14 protein-coding genes are annotated in these 15,264 nt (G+C 68.3%); 3 read left to right on the top strand and 11 right to left on the bottom strand.

Annotation, left to right across the window (positions count from 1 at the left end; translation table 11 throughout):
- Positions 1–40 precede the first annotated feature (40 nt).
- Positions 41–1,342 (bottom strand): adenylosuccinate lyase, encoded by a 1,302-nt coding sequence (purB, locus tag B6K69_RS00770; protein ID WP_108642433.1) that lies wholly within the window; start codon positions 1,340–1,342, stop codon positions 41–43.
- A gap of 157 nt (positions 1,343–1,499) precedes the next feature.
- Between purB and B6K69_RS00765 the strand changes: the two genes are divergently transcribed.
- Positions 1,500–2,114 (top strand): TetR/AcrR family transcriptional regulator, encoded by a 615-nt coding sequence (locus B6K69_RS00765; protein ID WP_108642432.1) that lies wholly within the window; start codon positions 1,500–1,502, stop codon positions 2,112–2,114.
- On the opposite strand, the gene B6K69_RS00760 is transcribed toward B6K69_RS00765, so the two are convergent.
- From B6K69_RS00760 to B6K69_RS00720, 9 genes are all read right to left on the bottom strand, one after another.
- Positions 2,111–3,136, bottom strand: a complete 1,026-nt coding sequence (locus B6K69_RS00760; RefSeq protein ID WP_108642431.1) for a sensor histidine kinase — start codon at positions 3,134–3,136, stop codon at positions 2,111–2,113. The genes B6K69_RS00765 and B6K69_RS00760 overlap by 4 nt on opposite strands.
- Positions 3,137–3,183: 47 nt before the next feature.
- The gene (gene iolB / locus B6K69_RS00755) at positions 3,184–3,999 is read right to left on the bottom strand and encodes a 5-deoxy-glucuronate isomerase (RefSeq protein WP_108642430.1); all 816 of its coding nucleotides are present in this window, start codon (positions 3,997–3,999) and stop codon (positions 3,184–3,186) included.
- A 35-nt stretch (positions 4,000–4,034) separates the two neighbouring features.
- The gene (gene iolE, locus B6K69_RS00750) at positions 4,035–4,931 is read right to left on the bottom strand and encodes a myo-inosose-2 dehydratase (RefSeq protein WP_108642429.1); all 897 of its coding nucleotides are present in this window, start codon (positions 4,929–4,931) and stop codon (positions 4,035–4,037) included.
- 7 nt (positions 4,932–4,938) lie between these two features.
- Positions 4,939–6,768 (bottom strand): 3D-(3,5/4)-trihydroxycyclohexane-1,2-dione acylhydrolase (decyclizing), encoded by a 1,830-nt coding sequence (gene iolD / locus B6K69_RS00745; protein ID WP_108642428.1) that lies wholly within the window; start codon positions 6,766–6,768, stop codon positions 4,939–4,941.
- On the bottom strand, positions 6,765–8,672 hold the full coding sequence (locus B6K69_RS00740) for a bifunctional 5-dehydro-2-deoxygluconokinase/5-dehydro-2-deoxyphosphogluconate aldolase (protein ID WP_108642427.1): 1,908 nt from the start codon (positions 8,670–8,672) through the stop codon (positions 6,765–6,767). Before B6K69_RS00740 ends, iolD begins: the two co-directional genes overlap by 4 nt.
- Before the next feature lie 90 nt (positions 8,673–8,762).
- On the bottom strand, positions 8,763–9,584 hold the full coding sequence (locus tag B6K69_RS00735; protein ID WP_107673040.1) for a MurR/RpiR family transcriptional regulator: 822 nt from the start codon (positions 9,582–9,584) through the stop codon (positions 8,763–8,765).
- Between the two features lie 77 nt (positions 9,585–9,661).
- Entirely contained in the window at positions 9,662–10,180 is a 519-nt protein-coding gene (locus tag B6K69_RS00730; RefSeq protein ID WP_108642426.1) for a gamma carbonic anhydrase family protein, read from the bottom strand.
- The gene (gene gmk / locus B6K69_RS00725) at positions 10,177–10,812 is read right to left on the bottom strand and encodes a guanylate kinase (RefSeq protein WP_108642425.1); all 636 of its coding nucleotides are present in this window, start codon (positions 10,810–10,812) and stop codon (positions 10,177–10,179) included. Before gmk ends, B6K69_RS00730 begins: the two co-directional genes overlap by 4 nt.
- 2 nt (positions 10,813–10,814) lie before the next feature.
- The gene (locus B6K69_RS00720; protein WP_108642424.1) at positions 10,815–11,708 is read right to left on the bottom strand and encodes a YicC/YloC family endoribonuclease; all 894 of its coding nucleotides are present in this window, start codon (positions 11,706–11,708) and stop codon (positions 10,815–10,817) included.
- A 178-nt stretch (positions 11,709–11,886) separates the two neighbouring features.
- On the opposite strand from B6K69_RS00720, the gene B6K69_RS00715 reads away from it, so the two are divergent.
- Entirely contained in the window at positions 11,887–12,528 is a 642-nt protein-coding gene (locus tag B6K69_RS00715; protein WP_164681850.1) for a PAS domain-containing protein, read from the top strand.
- A gap of 77 nt (positions 12,529–12,605) precedes the next feature.
- Here B6K69_RS00715 and B6K69_RS00710 read toward each other — a convergent pair whose 3' ends face one another.
- Positions 12,606–13,976, bottom strand: coding sequence for a class II 3-deoxy-7-phosphoheptulonate synthase (locus B6K69_RS00710; RefSeq protein WP_107673035.1), 1,371 nt, complete (start codon positions 13,974–13,976; stop codon positions 12,606–12,608).
- A gap of 159 nt (positions 13,977–14,135) precedes the next feature.
- On the opposite strand from B6K69_RS00710, the gene B6K69_RS00705 reads away from it, so the two are divergent.
- On the top strand, positions 14,136–15,158 hold the full coding sequence (locus B6K69_RS00705) for a GlxA family transcriptional regulator (protein ID WP_107673034.1): 1,023 nt from the start codon (positions 14,136–14,138) through the stop codon (positions 15,156–15,158).
- Positions 15,159–15,264: the final 106 nt, after the last annotated feature.

The raw sequence follows: 15,264 nt of genomic DNA, 5'->3' as shown, positions 1-15,264 counted from the left end.
CCCATGGATCGGCTTCCGTGGTTTCCGGCACCTGCGAGGCTTACCCGAACACACGCTTGAAGATCGTGTCCACATGTTTGGTGTGATAGCCAAGGTCGAACTTTTCCTCGATCTCGGCCGGGGTCAGCGCGGCGGTCACTTCGGGGTCGGCCAGCAGCTCGGTCTTGAAGTCGGCGCCCTTCTCCCAGACCTTCATCGCGTTGCGCTGCACAAGGCGATAGCTGTCCTCGCGCGACACGCCGGCCTGCGTCAGCGCCAGCAGCACCCGCTGCGACATGACCAGCCCTTTGAACTTGTTCATGTTGCGCAGCATGTTCTCGGGATAGACCACCAGCTTTTCCACCACCCCGGCCAGCCGGTGCAGCGCGAAATCCAGCGTGATCGTGGCATCGGGGCCGATCATCCGTTCCACGCTGGAATGGCTGATGTCGCGCTCGTGCCACAGCGCCACGTTTTCCAGCGCCGGCACCACCGCCATGCGCACCAGCCGGGAAAGGCCGGTCAGGTTCTCGGTCAGCACCGGGTTGCGCTTGTGCGGCATGGCGCTGCTGCCCTTCTGGCCGGGGCTGAAGAACTCTTCCGCCTCCAGCACCTCGGTGCGCTGCATGTGGCGGATCTCGATCGCCACGTTCTCGATGCTCGACGCGATCACGCCCAGCGTGGCGAAATACATCGCGTGGCGGTCGCGCGGAATGACCTGGGTCGAGATCGGCTCGGGCACCAGCCCCAGCGCCTTGCAGACGTGCTCCTCGACCCGCGGGTCGATGTTGGCGAAGGTGCCGACCGCGCCGGAAATCGCGCCGGTCGCCACTTCTTTCCGCGCGTTTTCAAGCCGTTCGCGGTTGCGCTTCATCTCGGCATAGAAGCGCGCGAAGGTCAGGCCCAGCGTGGTGGGCTCGGCATGGATTCCATGGCTGCGGCCGATGCGGACGGTGTCCTTGTGTTCCAGCGCGCGCGTCTTCAGCGCCGCCATCACCCGGTCCACGCCCGCCAGCAGCAGATCGGCCGCGCGCACAAGCTGGATGTTCAGCGTGGTGTCCAGCACGTCCGAGCTGGTCATCCCCTGATGCACGAAGCGCGCTTCCTCATTGCCGATGATCTCGGCCAGATGGGTCAGGAAGGCGATCACGTCATGCTTCGTCACCGCCTCGATCTCGTCAATGCGGGCCACGTCGAATTCCACGTCCTTCGCGCGCCAGACGGCCTCGGCATTGGCCTTCGGGATCACCCCCAGCGCGGCCTGCGCATCGCAGGCATGGGCCTCGATCTCGAACCAGATGCGGAACCGGGTCTCGGGCGACCACAGCTTGACCATCTCGGGGCGGGAATAGCGCGGGATCATCGGCAAACCTCTGTCTGGCGGGGGTTGCGGCTGGCCTTACGCCGGGTTGCGGCGCGGTGCAAGGGAAGCCACCGCCGTTGGGACATTGTTAACCAGACCGCCGCTAGGCTGTCCCCGTCCGGCAATCAGGTATCCGGCAATCAGGCAGGAGGGGCGGGTGCAGGCGGTCAGCAGCGCGGAAGCGGACAGCAACATGCCGAAGCTGCGGCTTGGGCCTGTAGACTGGGTGATGGCCGGCTTCCGGGCGCTGGCCGCCGACGGGCCGCAGGCGGTGCGGGCCGAAACGCTGGCGCGCGGCCTGGGCGCGACCAAGGGGTCGTTCTACTGGCATTTCAAGGATCTGGCCGCGCTGCATCAGGCCATGCTTGACGCCTGGGCGGCGCTTGCCACCACCGCCATCACCACGGCGGCCCAGGCCGCCGGGGCCGATCCGCGGGCGCGGCTCCTGCGTCTGGTCGATCTGGTCTCGGTCCTGCCCGAGGTTGAGGTGGCCGGCGGCGCCCTGGAACCCGCGATCCGCGACTGGGGCCGGGTGGACCCGCGCGCCGGCGCCGTTCTGGCCCGGGTCGATCGCCACCGCATCGCCGCCCTGCGCGACCTTCTGGCCGAAGCGGGCCTGTCCCCCGCCGCGGCCGAAGACGGCGCCGTTGCCCTTTATGGCGCGCTGATCGGGCTGGACAGCCTGCGCCGCACGGCCCGGGTCGCCATGCGCGGCCCGCTGCGGCGGGTGGCCGAGGGTCTGCTGGCCGCCCCCACCCCCGGCGCGGCCTAAACCACCGGCAGGATCACCGTGAAGGTCGATCCCTCGCCCTTCACGCTGTCGATCTTCAGCCAGCCGCGATGCCGGGCCACGATATGCTTGACGATGGCCAGCCCCAGCCCGGTGCCGCCCTTTTCGCGCGAACGGTGGCTGTCCACCCGGTAAAAGCGTTCGGTCAGGCGCGGCAGGTGAACCGGGTCGATCCCCTCGCCCCGGTCGGCCACCGCAACCCGCACCGCCGGGCCGCGGAACGAAGGTTCGCGCGTCACCGTCACCCGCACCTCCTGCCCCGCCGTGCCGTATTTCAGCGCGTTCTCCATCAGGTTGGAAAACACCTGCACCAACTGGTCATGGTCGCCCGGCACCGGAATCGCCCCCGCCGGCGCGTCGATCCGCACCGTTGACCCCAGCCCCTCGGCCACCGGCCGCAGCGTTGACCGGACCGAGGCCAGCACTGCCGCCAGATCGACCGGATCGCGCGGGCGCACCCGTTCCTCGGCCTCGACCCGGCTCAGTTGCAGCAGGTCGCGCACCAGCCGGTTCATCCGCCCCGCCTCGCGCGCCATGATCGACAGGAACCGCTCGCGCGCGGCCGGATCGTCGCGCGCCGGTCCCTGCAAGGTCTCGATGAAGCCGGTCAGGGCGGTCAGCGGCGTGCGCAGCTCATGGCTGACATTGGCCACGAAATCGCGCCGCATCGCTTCTGCCGCCTCTTCGGCGCTGGTGTCGCGGAAGGTGCACAGCACCTGCCGCGCCGCGCCCTGCCCCAGACCGGCCAGCGTCACCAGATAGATATGCTCGGCCCCGTCCTGCACCAGCCGCAGCCGCAGCTCCCGCGCCGGGCCGCCGGCCATGGTCTCGGCCACGCCATCCAGCAAATCCGCCGCCCGCAAGGCCAGCGCCAGCGGCCGGCCCAACGATCCGGGCGGCAACAGGCGCAGCGCGGCGGCATTGGCGGCCACAAGCTGCTCGCCCGCCTCGACCACAAGGGCGGGCAGCGGCAGGGCGTCGATGATCTCGGCAAGCGCGGGCATGGCCCCTGCTTGCCCGGCTTCGCGGCGCGGGGCAAGCCCCGCAGGCGTCACACGCCGGGATTGTCGCGGCGAAAGATCCAGTCGTGATCGGGATCGTTCTGGAACCGCCATTTCCGCAGCGGCCCCGCCATCACGTTCAGATAATACATCTCATAGCCGTAGGGCGCGCCGCAGGGATGGTGCCCCTTCGGCACCAGAACCACGTCATGGTTCTTCACCGCCATGGTTTCGTCCAGCGTGCCATCCTCGGTGTAAACCCGCTGCACGCCAAAGCCCTGCGGCGGGTTCAGCCGGTGATAATAGCTTTCCTCCAGATAGGTCATGCGCGGGAAGTCATCCTCGTCATGCCGGTGGCTGGGATAGCTGGACCAGTTGCCCGCCGGGGTGAAGACCTCGGTCACCAGCAGGCTGTCGGCCACATCGGCCGCCTCCATGGCGATGTTGTTGATGAACCGCTGGTTCGCCCCGGTGCCGCGCGGCGTCAGCGCAATGCCCTCGGGCCCCAGAAGCCGCGCCGGATGCCCGCCCTTGCCCGGCGCCGAACAGATCGCCAGCGTGCAGGGCGTGGTTGCCACCGCCCGCCAGTCGGTGCCGTCCGGCAGGTACAGGCAATGCGGCGGCGTCCGTTCAAAGACGTTCATCCGGTCGCCCAGAACGCCCCAGTCCTGCCCGGCGCCGGTCACATGGGCCTTGCCCTCGACCAGCACCAGAATCACCTCGCGCCCGCCCGTCACCTCGGCCGCCACATCGCCCGGCGCCAGCCGGTACAGCGAAAAGCCGACATAGCCCCAGCCCGCCGCCTCGGGCGTTATGTCATGCACCTTGCCCCGCACGCCCGCGGGTTTCCGCAGCAGATCGACCATGGCTTTCCTCCGTCCTCACCGCACTCCGGCGGGGGTCACACCAGACCGGCGTCCCGCGCCAGCCGCTTCAGCGTCGCCAGCCCCAGCGTCTGGTACAGCAGCGGATTGCGCACCTTCGGGTCTTGCTCGGCCTCGATCACGATCCAGCCGTCATAGCCCGCCTGCGCCAGAATCTTCAGCAAGGGCGCAAAGTCCACGCCGCCCTCCTGATCGCCCGGCACAGTGAAGGCCCCGGCCACCACGCCCTGCAGGAACGAAAGCCCCTCGCCCCGCACTCGCGCCACGATGTCGGGGCGGATGTTCTTGGCATGGAAATGCCGCACCCGGCCCACATGCCGCGTCAGCACCGCCACCGGATCGCCGCCGCCAAAGGCGCAATGCCCGGCGTCGAACAGAAGATGCGTCGCGGGCCCCGTCGCCGCCATCAGCGCATCAATCTCCTCGGGCGATTCAACGATGGTGCCCATGTGGTGATGATAGACCAGCGTCACGCCCTGCGCCGCCAGATACGCCGCGAAGGCCTCCAGCTTCGCGCCAAAGGCGGTCATCTCCGCCGCCGTCAGGCGCGGCCGGTCATTCACCGCACGGCCCGCGTCGCCATGGATCGCGTTCGAGGTCTCGCAGACGATCATCACCTTGCAGCCATTGTGGCGCAGCTTCGCCAGATGGTGCCGACAGGCGGAAATCTCGTCCTCGACCGACCGCACCAGCAGTTCCGTCGAATACCAGCCCGAGATGAACTTCAGCCCGTAACCGGCCAGCAGCGCACGCAATTCCTCGGGGTCATCCGGCCAGCGGTGGCCGTTCTCGATCCCGTCAAAACCGATCTGGCGACCGGCCTCGTCCAGAATCCGCGCGGTCGGAATATCGGCCCCGATGCTGCGGTCGTCGTCATTCGCCCAGGCGATGGGGTTGGTGCCGAAAAGGATCATGCTGCCCTCAATTCACAAGCCATTGGGCCTTGATGCCCTGTTCATAGCCCTTGCGGGCCTCGTTCACGCCGGGCCGGTCCGAAACCTCGGGCACGGCCACATCCCACCAGGTGCCGCCCGCGCCGGTTCCCGGCAGCGGATCGGCGTCGATCACGATCACCGTCGGAACGCTGGCCGACCGCGCCTTCACCAACTCTGCCTCCAGCTCGACCAGAGACGCGGCCTTCACCGCATGGGCACCCAGTCCCCGCGCCATGCTGACGAAATCCAAGGCCATCTGGTTGACGTGGAAGGCATCGTCCAGAAGGTTGTTGAACGGCGCCCCGCCGGTGGCCTTCTGCAGCCGGTTGATGCAGCCGAAGCCGCGGTTGTCCACCAGCACCACGGTGATCGGCACGCCCATCATCACCGCCGTCGCCAGTTCCGAATTGGCCATCATCCAGGACCCGTCGCCCAGCAGGCAGATCACCTCGCGCGCGGGCCGGGCCATCTTGATGCCCATGGCCCCGGCGATTTCATACCCCATGCAGGAGAAACCGTATTCCATGTGATAGCCGCCCTGCGCCGCGCGCCACAGCACATGCAGCACCCCCGGCATCGACCCCGAGGCCGACATGACAAGGCTGTTCTTGTCGGCCACCCGCCCCACGGCCCCCACGATCTGCGCGTCCGACGGCAGTTCGTTGCCCGAAGGCTGGCTGAAGATCCCGTCGGTCAGCGCGAACCAGTCCGCCCGCGCCTTGAAATCCGGGTCGGCAAAGCGGTGCCCGTCCAGCGCCGCCGAAATCCGCTCCAGCGCCACCTTCGCATCCGCCACCAGCGGCTGCGCGGCGCGCTTGGCCGCGTCATAGCCATGGATGTTGATCGACAAGAGCTTGCGCCCCGGCGCCGAAAACACCGTCCACGACCCGGTGGTGAAATCCTGGAACCGCGTCCCGACACCGATCACCAGATCGGACTCGGCGGCCAGCTTGTTGCCGCAGCCGGTGCCGGTCACGCCGGGCGAACCGAAATGCAGCGGCTCTTCCCAGTCCACCGCGCCCTTGCCCGCCTGCGTTTCGACCAGCGGAATGTTATGGGCGCGGGCAAAGTCCAGCAGCGTGGCCTCGGCCCCGGAATACAGCACCCCGCCGCCCGACACGATCAGCGGCCGCTTCGCCGCCCGGATCGCCGCCACCGCCTCGGCCAGTTCGCGCGCATCCGGCTCGGGGCGGCGGATGTGCCAGACGCGCGGCGTGAAGAACTCCACCGGGTAATCATAGGCCTCGGCCTGCGTGTCCTGGCAGAAGGCCAGACAGACCGGCCCGCAATTCGCCGGGTCCGTCATCACCCGCAGCGCGCGCGGCAGCGCGGTCAGCAGATGCTCGGGCCGGCTGATCCGGTCGAAGTAACGCACCACCGGGCGGAAACAGTCATTCGCCGACACCGTGCCGTCGTCGAAATCCTCGATCTGCTGCAACACCGGATCGGGCGCGCGGTTGGCGAACACGTCGCCCGGAATGAACAGCACCGGCAGCCGGTTCACATGCGCCACCGCCGCCGCCGTGACCATGTTCGTCGCCCCCGGCCCGATGGACGAGGTGACGGCCATCGCCTTGCGCCGGCCGCTGGCCTTGGCATAGGCCACGGCGATATGCGCCATGGTCTGTTCGTTCTGCCCACGCCAGGTGGGCAGCGCGTCGCGATGGGCATGTAGCGCCTCGCCCAGACCGGCCACGTTGCCATGGCCGAAAATCGCCCAGACCCCTTCGATGAAGCGGCTGCCGTCCTCGGCCTGTTGCAGCGACAGCCAGCGCACCATCGCCTGCGCCGCGGTCAACCGGATCGTCTGTGTCATGCCTTCCCCCCTGCCCCTGCGCGGGCCTCGTCCCAGATGCGGCACAGCCGCGTATAGCGCCCGGCCATCTCGGCCACCGCCTCGGCATCGCTCAGCGTGCCGGCCAGCCAGCCGCGCGCCGCATCGCCAAAGATCGTCCGCCCGATGGCAAAGCCTTTCACCAGATCGTGCCGCGCCGCCAGCGCCAGCGATGCGGCCAGCGCCCCTTCGCTGGCATCCAGCCCCAGCACCACGATGCCGCGCAGATGCGGATCGCGCCGGCGGATCGCCGCACAGGCCCGGTCCCAGGCGGCGTCGCTGGCAAAGGGTTCCAGCTTCCACCAGTCGGGGAAGACCCCCAGGTCATAGAACCGCTCGATCAGCCGGGCGCTGGTGTCGTCATCGACCGGCCCCACCTTGGAGGGGATGATTTCCAGCAGGAATTCCAGCCGGTTGCGCCGCGCCGCCTGGAACAGCCGCAGCACGGTATCCTCTTGTGCGGCGCGCATCTGCGCGTCGTCGTCGGGGTGGCAGAAGCACAGCGCCTTGACCACATGGCCCAGCGGCCATTCCGACAGGCCGCCGAAATCGGCGCCGATCTCGGGCTCCACCGTCAGCGGGCGCGATCCGGGCCATTCCACCGGCCGCCCGATCCACAACCCCGTTCCGGCCGCCCGATACAGCGCCCGCCGCCCCAGACGGCTATCACACAGGATGCCATGGCCCGGCTTGCCACCGGCCACCTGCAAGGCCGCCGTCAGGCACAGCTCCTTGAAGGCGCCAATCTTTTCGGGCGTCGCGCCCTCCATCGCCTCAAGCTGCGCGCGGTGGTCAAAGGCAAAGACCCGCAGGCTGGACCAGTCGTCATGCCGGTTGGTCGCCCAGTGAATCTGCTCCAGCGCCGCGTCCTTGCGCAGGGCCGGCGTCACCACGCCCCGCGCCAGGAAGAACCGCAACTCTTCCCAACTGGGATAGGCCGGCGTGCAGCCGTGCCGGCTGACGGCAAAGGCCCCGCAGGCATTGGCATAGGTCAGCGCCACCGGCCAGGGCTCGCCGTCCAGCCAGCCCTTCAGCAGGCCCGACATGAAACCGTCGCCCGCCCCCAGCACGTTGAACACCTCGATCGGAAAGCCGGGGCCGGATTGCCCTTCGTCCAGCCTGTCGGGAATGGCGCCGGTGAAGGCCACCGCGCCCATCGGCCCGCGCTTGCACACCAGCGTGGCCGTGCTGACTGCCCGCACCGCCCGCAGCGCGGCGATGGTGTCGGTGCTGCCGCCGGCGATGTGGAACTCTTCCTCGGTTCCGACGATCAGGTCGAACAGGGGCAGCGTCGCCTGCAGCCTGGCCGTCACGGCGGCGCTTTCGATGAAGCGGCTTTCCCCCGCCCCATGCCCCGCCAGCCCCCAGAGGTTCGGGCGATAGTCGATGTCCAGCGCCGTCTGCGCCCCGTGCCTGCGGGCCAGGTGCAGCGCCTTCAGCACCGCCGCCTCGGTCTGCGGATGCGACAGATGGGTGCCGGTCGCCACCACCGCGCGCGATGCGGCGATGAACCCCTCGTCGATGTCGTCCTCGCACAGCGCCATGTCGGCGCAGTTTTCCCGGTAGAAGATCAGCGGAAACTGCGTCTCGTCGCGGATGCCCAGCAGCACCAGCGCGGTCAGCCGCTCGGGGTCGGTCTTCACGCCGCGCACGTCCACGCCCTCGCGCGCCAGTTCCTCGCGGATGAAGCGGCCCATGTGCTCATCGCCCACCCGCGTGATCAGCGCCGAACGCAGCCCCAGCCGCGCGGTGCCCGCCGCCATATTGGTCGGGCTGCCGCCGATGTATTTCTGGAACGACCCCATGTCCTCCAGCCGGCCGCCAACCTGCGCGCCGTACAGGTCCACCGAGGACCGGCCGATGGTGATCACATCCAGCGTCTTCATGCAGTTCCCCCCGCCCCGCCCCGCACAGACTCGGGGCCCCTCCGGGCTATGGAATAAATATTCCATCTTGATCCGCAGGGGAAGCGGAATTCATCCCCCGCGCGCCGATCCCACCGCAACCGCCAGCGCCAGCGCCAGCGCGATGGTGGCCGACAGCGACCGGAAGGCGCCGAAATCCACCTCGGGCACCACCAGCGCGGCCGAGGCCAGCCGCGCCAGCGGCCCGCCGGCCTGATCGGTCAGCGCCACCACGGCAAGGCCGCGCTCGCGTGCATCCTGCGCCAGCGCCAGCGTTTCCGGCGAATAGGGCGCGAAGGTGATCGCCAGCAGCGCATCGCCCGGCCGCAGCGCAAAGCGGTGGTCCAGCTTGCCCACGCCATCATGCAGCAGCGCCGGCACCTGCATCTTTTCAAACACATAGGCCAGGTAGCTGGCCACCGGAAACGCCCGCCGCAGCCCGACCAGATGGATCATCCCCGCCCCGGCCAGCAGCCCGACCGCCCGGTCCAGCGCCGCCTCGTCCACGCTTTTGGTCAGCGATTCCAGCGACAACCGCCCCGCCTCGACAAATTCCGCCAGCAGCGCCGCCGGCCGCCCCGCGCCGCCCGCCTTCAGGTTGCGCAGCCGCGTGGAATAATCCGGCGGGCCGGGCGACCAGGCCTCGCGGAACAGCCGCTGCATGTCGGAAAACCCGGAAAAACCCAGGATCTGGCAAAACCGCATCAGCGCCGAAGGCGGCACATCCGCCCCCGCCGCCAGTTCCGCCACGGTCGAAACGGCAATCCGGTCGGTATTCGCGGCGATGAAATCGGCGCATTGCTGCAACCGGCGCGGCAGCGAATCGGCCAGCGCCGCCAGCCGGTCGCGGAATTCGTCAACCGTCGCCGGCGGCGTTGGGGTCTTCACGTCCATCTGGCCTCTCCTGCGGGCACAGGGGCAAGGCTAGCACGAATGGAACGAATATTCCAACCCGTTCCCGCGATGGCGCCCTACAGCGCCTTCAGCCCCTTGCGGAACCGTTCGGCATTGGCACGATACCCCGCCGCCGATTGCAGCAGCCGCGCCCGGCCCGCCTCGTCCAGCATCCTCACCACCTTGCCAGGCGCGCCCATCACCAGCGCCCCGTCGGGAATTTCCTTGCCCTCGGTGACCAGCGCCCCGGCCCCGATCAGGCAGCCCCGCCCGATCTTCGCGCCGTTCAGCACCGTCGCCCCCATCCCGATCAGGCTGCCCTCGCCAATGGTGCAGCCATGCAGCATCGCCTTGTGGCCGATGGTGCAGAAGGCGCCGATCACCAGCGGAAAGCCCATGTCGGTGTGCAGCACGCAGTTTTCCTGGATGTTGGTATCCTGCCCCACCGTGATCGGCTCATTGTCGCCGCGCAGCGCCGCCCCGAACCAGACCGAGGCCCCGGCCCCCAGCACCACCCGCCCCATCACATGCGCGCCCGGCGCCACCCAGGCCTCGGGGTGAATCTCCGGCGCGATCCCGTCCAGTTCATAGATCATCTTGCGTCGAACTCCCGGTTCAGGCCACGGACGAAATCCGCCAGGTCGGGCTGGCGGTCGCGGCGGCTGCGTTCCCCTTCCACGATGCTGATAAGTTGCGCAAAGGTTGAGTCAAGGTCGCGGTTGACCAGCACATAATCATATTCGGCCCAATGGCTGATCTCGTCCTGGCTTTTCGCCATGCGCCCCGCGATCACCTCGTCGCTGTCCTGCCCCCGCGACCGCAGCCGTCGCTCCAGCTCGGCAATCGACGGCGGCAGGATGAACACCGACACTACATCCCGCCCCAGCCCCGAATTGCGGATCTGCTGGCCGCCCTGCCAGTCGATGTCGAACAGCGTGTCGCGGCCTTCGGCCATCGCCGCCTCGACCGGGGCGCGCGGGCTGCCGTAGAAATTGCCGAACACCTCGGCATGTTCCAGCATCTGCCCGGTGCGCACCATCTCCTCGAAGTCGGGTCGGGTCTTGAAGTAATACTCGCGCCCGTCCACCTCGCCCGGGCGCGGGGCGCGGGTCGTGGCCGAAACCGAAAAGCGCAAGGACGTGTCCCAGACCATCAGCTTCTTCGCCAGCGTGGATTTTCCCGCCCCGGAAGGCGAGGACAGGATGAGAAGAAGCCCCCGGCGCGCCATCGTCACTCCACGTTCTGAACCTGCTCGCGCATCTGATCTATGACCGTCTTCAGGTCAAGGCCGACACGGGTCAGGTCAATGTCCTGCGCCTTGGAAAGCAGCGTGTTCGCCTCGCGCAGGAATTCCTGCATCAGGAAATCGAACTTGCGCCCCACCGGCGCGGCATCGGCCAGAAGCGCGCGGGCGGCGGCAATATGGGCGCCCAGCCGGTCCAGCTCCTCGGTCACGTCCTGCTTCACGGCCAGCAGCGCCAGCTCCTGCGCGATGCGCGCCTCATCCAGACCTTCGGCATTGGCAGTCAGCCGCGCCAGCGCCGCGCGCAGGCTGTCCGCCGCCTTGTCGCGCCGCGCCTCGGCCAGACGGGCGGCCTCGGCCACCAGCGCGGCGATGCTGTCCACCTGCGCGCCGATCACCCCCGCCAGCGCCGCGCCCTCGGCCGCGCGCATGGCGGCGAAATCGGCCAGCAGCCCCGGCAGATCGGCCAGAATGGCGGCGCGCAGCGGCGTGGTGTCCTCCTCGGCGGCGGCGGCATCCATCACCCCGCGCATGGCCAGCACATCCGCCGCCGTCGCCTGCGCCAGCGTCACGCCAGCCGTCATCGCGGCGGCCTCCACCTCTTGCAGCGCCCGCAGCACGCCGGCCAGCACCTCGCGGTTCACCCGCGCCGGCTCCGCCGCCCCGCTTTCGCGAGCCACCTTCAGCGTCAGGCTGACATTGCCGCGCCCCAGCGCCTTTTGCAGCTCGGCCCGCAGCGCCACTTCCAGCCCGTCCACCCAGTCGGGCACCCGCAGCCGCAGGTCCAGCCCCTTGCCGTTGACGCTGCGGATGTCCCACAGCCAGCCATAGCCGGCCCCGGCGCCGCGGCGCGCGGCAAAGCCTGTCATCGAAACGGTCATCGCCTTCTCCTGTTCCGGCCCCGGCCCGCGCGGCAGGTATTTACCATTTGACAAGATTTTCGCCCAAATTCGCGCGATCCAGGCTAATCTTGCGGCAAGACCCGCGCAGGTCCAGCCGGCCTAGCAGACCCGCCGGATCGCATCAACACACGCCGCCCGCAGCATGACGGAGGTCAGGATGATATTCTCGTTTCCGGGCGGCCCCGGCGGCAACCGGACCGCAACCGGCGCCGGCTTTCCCGCCATCGCCCGGGTCCGCGCCTATTGGGAAGGGCTGCGCGCCGAAACCGGCCAGATCCCCTTGCGCGCCGATCTGGACCCGCGCGGTCTGGCGCAGGCGCTGGATCATGTCTTCGTGGCCGACCGCATCGGAACCGGCCTTCTGCGTCTGCGCATCGCCGGCATGGGCCTGACCGACCTTGCCGGTCTGGACATGAAGGGCCTGCCGCTGTCTTGCCTGTTCCTGCCCGAAGCCCGGCTGAAACTGGCCCAGTCTGCCGAACAGGTGTTCACAATGCCCGCCGTGGTCGAGATGCAGCTTGAGGCCGAGCGCGGCATCGGCCGCCCCGGCCTGCTGGCCCGGCTGCTGCTGATGCCGCTGCGGTCCGGCTCCGGTAGCTGCGATCTGGCCCTGGGTTGCCTTGAAACCAGTGGCGAGATGGGTCGATCGCCCCGCCGCTTCACCGTGCTGCGCAGCACCGGAACCCGGCTGACCATTCCGCCGCTCAGCCCCGGCCCGACCCGCGACCCCGCCCTTGCCGAAGCCCCGGCCCCGCCGCCCCGCGCGCCGCATCTGCGGCTGGTCCATTCCGCCGACTGACCGCACCGCCCGTGGGCCGCAACGCAAGACGCCCGCCCCTTTCGGGACGGGCGCCTGTTGCAGATCTGCCTGCCGGCTCAGAACGCGACGCGACGCGCTTCCTCGCGCTGGCGGGTCAGTTCCTCGGCCACAAGGAAGGCCAGTTCCAGCGACTGGCTGGCGTTCAGCCGCGGGTCGCAGGCGGTGTGGTAGCGGTCGGCCAGGTTTTCATCCGACACCGCGCGCAGACCGCCGGTGCATTCGGTCACGTCCTGCCCCGTCATCTCGAAATGCACGCCGCCGGGGACGGTGCCTTCCGCCTTGTGGATGGCAAAGAACTCGCGCACCTCGCGCAGCACGCTGTCGAAGGGCCGGGTCTTGTAGCCCGACGACGACTTGATCGTGTTGCCGTGCATCGGGTCGCAGGACCAGACGACATTCGCGCCTTCCTCCTGCACCGCCTTGATCAGGCGCGGCAGGTTTTCCCCCACCTTGCCCGCCCCGAAGCGCGCGATCAGCGTCAGCCGGCCCGCCTCGTTTTCCGGGTTCAGCTTGGCCATCAGCACCTTCAGGTCATCGACCGTGGTCGAAGGCCCGCATTTCAGCCCGATCGGGTTCAGCACGCCGCGGCAGAATTCGACATGCGCGCCGTCCACCTGACGGGTGCGGTCGCCGATCCACAACATATGGCCCGACCCCGCCACCGGCTGCCCGGTCAGGCTGTCGATGCGGCACAGGGCCTCTTCGTATTCCAGCAGCAGCGCCTCGTGGCTGGTGTAGAAATCCACCCGGCTCAGCTCGTTCGCGGTCTCGCTGTTCACGCCGGCCGCGTTCATGAAGTCCAGCGCGTCGGAAATCCGGTTCGACAGTTCGCGGTAACGCTCGGCCTTGTCCTGATCGGCAAAGCCCAGCGTCCAGCTATGAACGCGGTGGATGTCGGCGAAACCGCCGGTGCTGAAGGCGCGCAGCAGGTTCAGGCTGGCTGCCGCCTGCGTGTAGGCCTGCAACATGCGCTGCGGATCGGGCATCCGCGCCTCGACCGAAGTTTCGAAGCCGTTGATGATGTCGCCGCGGTAGCTGGGGTATTCCACCCCGCCGATCACCTCGGTCGGGGCGGAGCGCGGCTTGGCAAACTGCCCGGCCATGCGGCCGACCTTGATCACCGGAACCTTGGCGCCATAGGTCAGCACCACTGCCATCTGCAGCATCACGCGGAACGTGTCGCGGATGTTGTCGGCGCTGAATTCGGCAAAGCTCTCGGCACAGTCGCCGCCCTGCAGGACAAAGGCCTTGCCGGCCGCGGCCTGGGCAAGCTGCTTCTTCAGCCGCCGCGCCTCACCCGCGAAGACCAGCGGCGGATACTTGGCAAGCTGCGCCTCAACGCCCTTCAGGGCCGCCTGATCGGGGTAATCCGGCATCTGGACCCGCGGCTTTGCACGCCAGTCCGATTTCGTCCAACCCTTGGTCATGGCACCCTCCGCATCGTTTGCGATAACGGCCCGAGCCTATAGCCCCTGCCGCCTTTGGATGCAAACCGCAAAAGGCGGGTGAAAGATATGCTGCTGGCTCTTGCACAAGTGTAAAATTTCGGCTTCCAATGCCCGCAAACGACACCAACAGGTCGCAAGATGTCCATCTCTCCGCGCAAAGCCACCCAGAACGCGACCGAGGCCGCAACGCGCCGGTTTGTCTTCCTGCTGCTTGACCGCTTCACCATGCTGGCCTTCGCCAGCGCCATCGAACCCCTGCGCATCGCCAACCGCGTGGCGGGGCGTCCGCTTTATGCCTGGGCGCTGGCCGGCGAAGGCGGCGAGGTGGCGGTCTGTTCCAACGGCACCGCCTTCAAGCTGGACATGGGCCTGACCGAGATCGACCGCGAGGACGTGCTCCTGGTCTGCGGCGGCATCGACGTGCAACGGGCCACCACCCGGGGCGTGCTGAACTGGCTGCGGCGCGAGGCGCGGCGCGGCGCCATTGTCGGCGGGCTGTGCACCGGCGCCTTCGCGCTGGCCCGTGCGGGGCTGCTGGATGGCAAGAAGGCCACCATCCACTGGGAAAACCAGGACGGCTTCCTTGAGGAATTCGAAGAGGTGAAGCTGACCAAATCGGTCTTCGTCATGGACGGCAACCGCTGGACCACCGCCGGCGGCACCTCGTCGCTGGATCTGATGCTGAAGGTGATCGCCGCCGACCATGGCGAGGATCTGGCCAATACCGTGGCCGACCAGTTGATCTATTCCACCATCCGCACCGATCAGGACACGCAGCGCCTGTCGATCCCCACCCGCATCGGCGTGCGGCATCCGAAACTGTCGCAGGTCATCCAGATGATGGAAGGCAATATCGAAGATCCGATGTCGCCCGCCGATCTGGCCGAGGAAGTGGGCATGTCCACCCGCCAGCTTGAACGCCTGTTCCGCCGCTATCTGAACCGCAGCCCGAAACGCTATTATATGGAACTGCGGCTGCAAAAGGCGCGCAACCTGCTGATGCAGACGGATATGAGCGTGATCAACGTGGCGCTCGCCTGCGGCTTTGCCAGCCCGTCGCATTTCTCGAAATGCTACCGGGCGCATTACAACACCACCCCCTACCGCGAACGCGGCACGCAAGGCCTGCCCGGCGCCGTGCCGGTCCGCCTGTCGATCTGATCCGCGCCGCCTGCCCCTTGCGGGCAAGCCGCCGGGATTGTGGGCAAAACCCGCATCGACTTTCATCAAAAGCGGGGAATTGGCCGCCATTTCCCGGCCATTCAAC

It is taken from the genome of Pseudogemmobacter blasticus, from assembly GCF_003071405.1.
Lineage (GTDB): Bacteria > Pseudomonadota > Alphaproteobacteria > Rhodobacterales > Rhodobacteraceae > Pseudogemmobacter > Pseudogemmobacter blasticus.
Note: the sequence above shows the minus strand (reverse complement) of the source record. Positions and strands in the feature narration are given on the sequence as shown.

Coding starts and splice junctions, on each gene's coding strand:
- B6K69_RS00730 (WP_108642426.1), bottom strand. CDS start 10,180: ATGATCTATGAACTGGACGGGATCGCGCCGGAGATTCACCCCGAGGCC.
- iolD (WP_108642428.1), bottom strand. CDS start 6,768: ATGACACAGACGATCCGGTTGACCGCGGCGCAGGCGATGGTGCGCTGG.
- B6K69_RS00735 (WP_107673040.1), bottom strand. CDS start 9,584: ATGGACGTGAAGACCCCAACGCCGCCGGCGACGGTTGACGAATTCCGC.
- B6K69_RS00760 (WP_108642431.1), bottom strand. CDS start 3,136: ATGCCCGCGCTTGCCGAGATCATCGACGCCCTGCCGCTGCCCGCCCTT.
- B6K69_RS00710 (WP_107673035.1), bottom strand. CDS start 13,976: ATGACCAAGGGTTGGACGAAATCGGACTGGCGTGCAAAGCCGCGGGTC.
- iolB (WP_108642430.1), bottom strand. CDS start 3,999: ATGGTCGATCTGCTGCGGAAACCCGCGGGCGTGCGGGGCAAGGTGCAT.
- B6K69_RS00705 (WP_107673034.1), top strand. CDS start 14,136: ATGTCCATCTCTCCGCGCAAAGCCACCCAGAACGCGACCGAGGCCGCA.
- purB (WP_108642433.1), bottom strand. CDS start 1,342: ATGATCCCGCGCTATTCCCGCCCCGAGATGGTCAAGCTGTGGTCGCCC.
- B6K69_RS00720 (WP_108642424.1), bottom strand. CDS start 11,708: ATGACCGTTTCGATGACAGGCTTTGCCGCGCGCCGCGGCGCCGGGGCC.
- iolE (WP_108642429.1), bottom strand. CDS start 4,931: ATGATCCTTTTCGGCACCAACCCCATCGCCTGGGCGAATGACGACGAC.
- B6K69_RS00740 (WP_108642427.1), bottom strand. CDS start 8,672: ATGAAGACGCTGGATGTGATCACCATCGGCCGGTCCTCGGTGGACCTG.
- gmk (WP_108642425.1), bottom strand. CDS start 10,812: ATGGCGCGCCGGGGGCTTCTTCTCATCCTGTCCTCGCCTTCCGGGGCG.
- B6K69_RS00715 (WP_164681850.1), top strand. CDS start 11,887: ATGATATTCTCGTTTCCGGGCGGCCCCGGCGGCAACCGGACCGCAACC.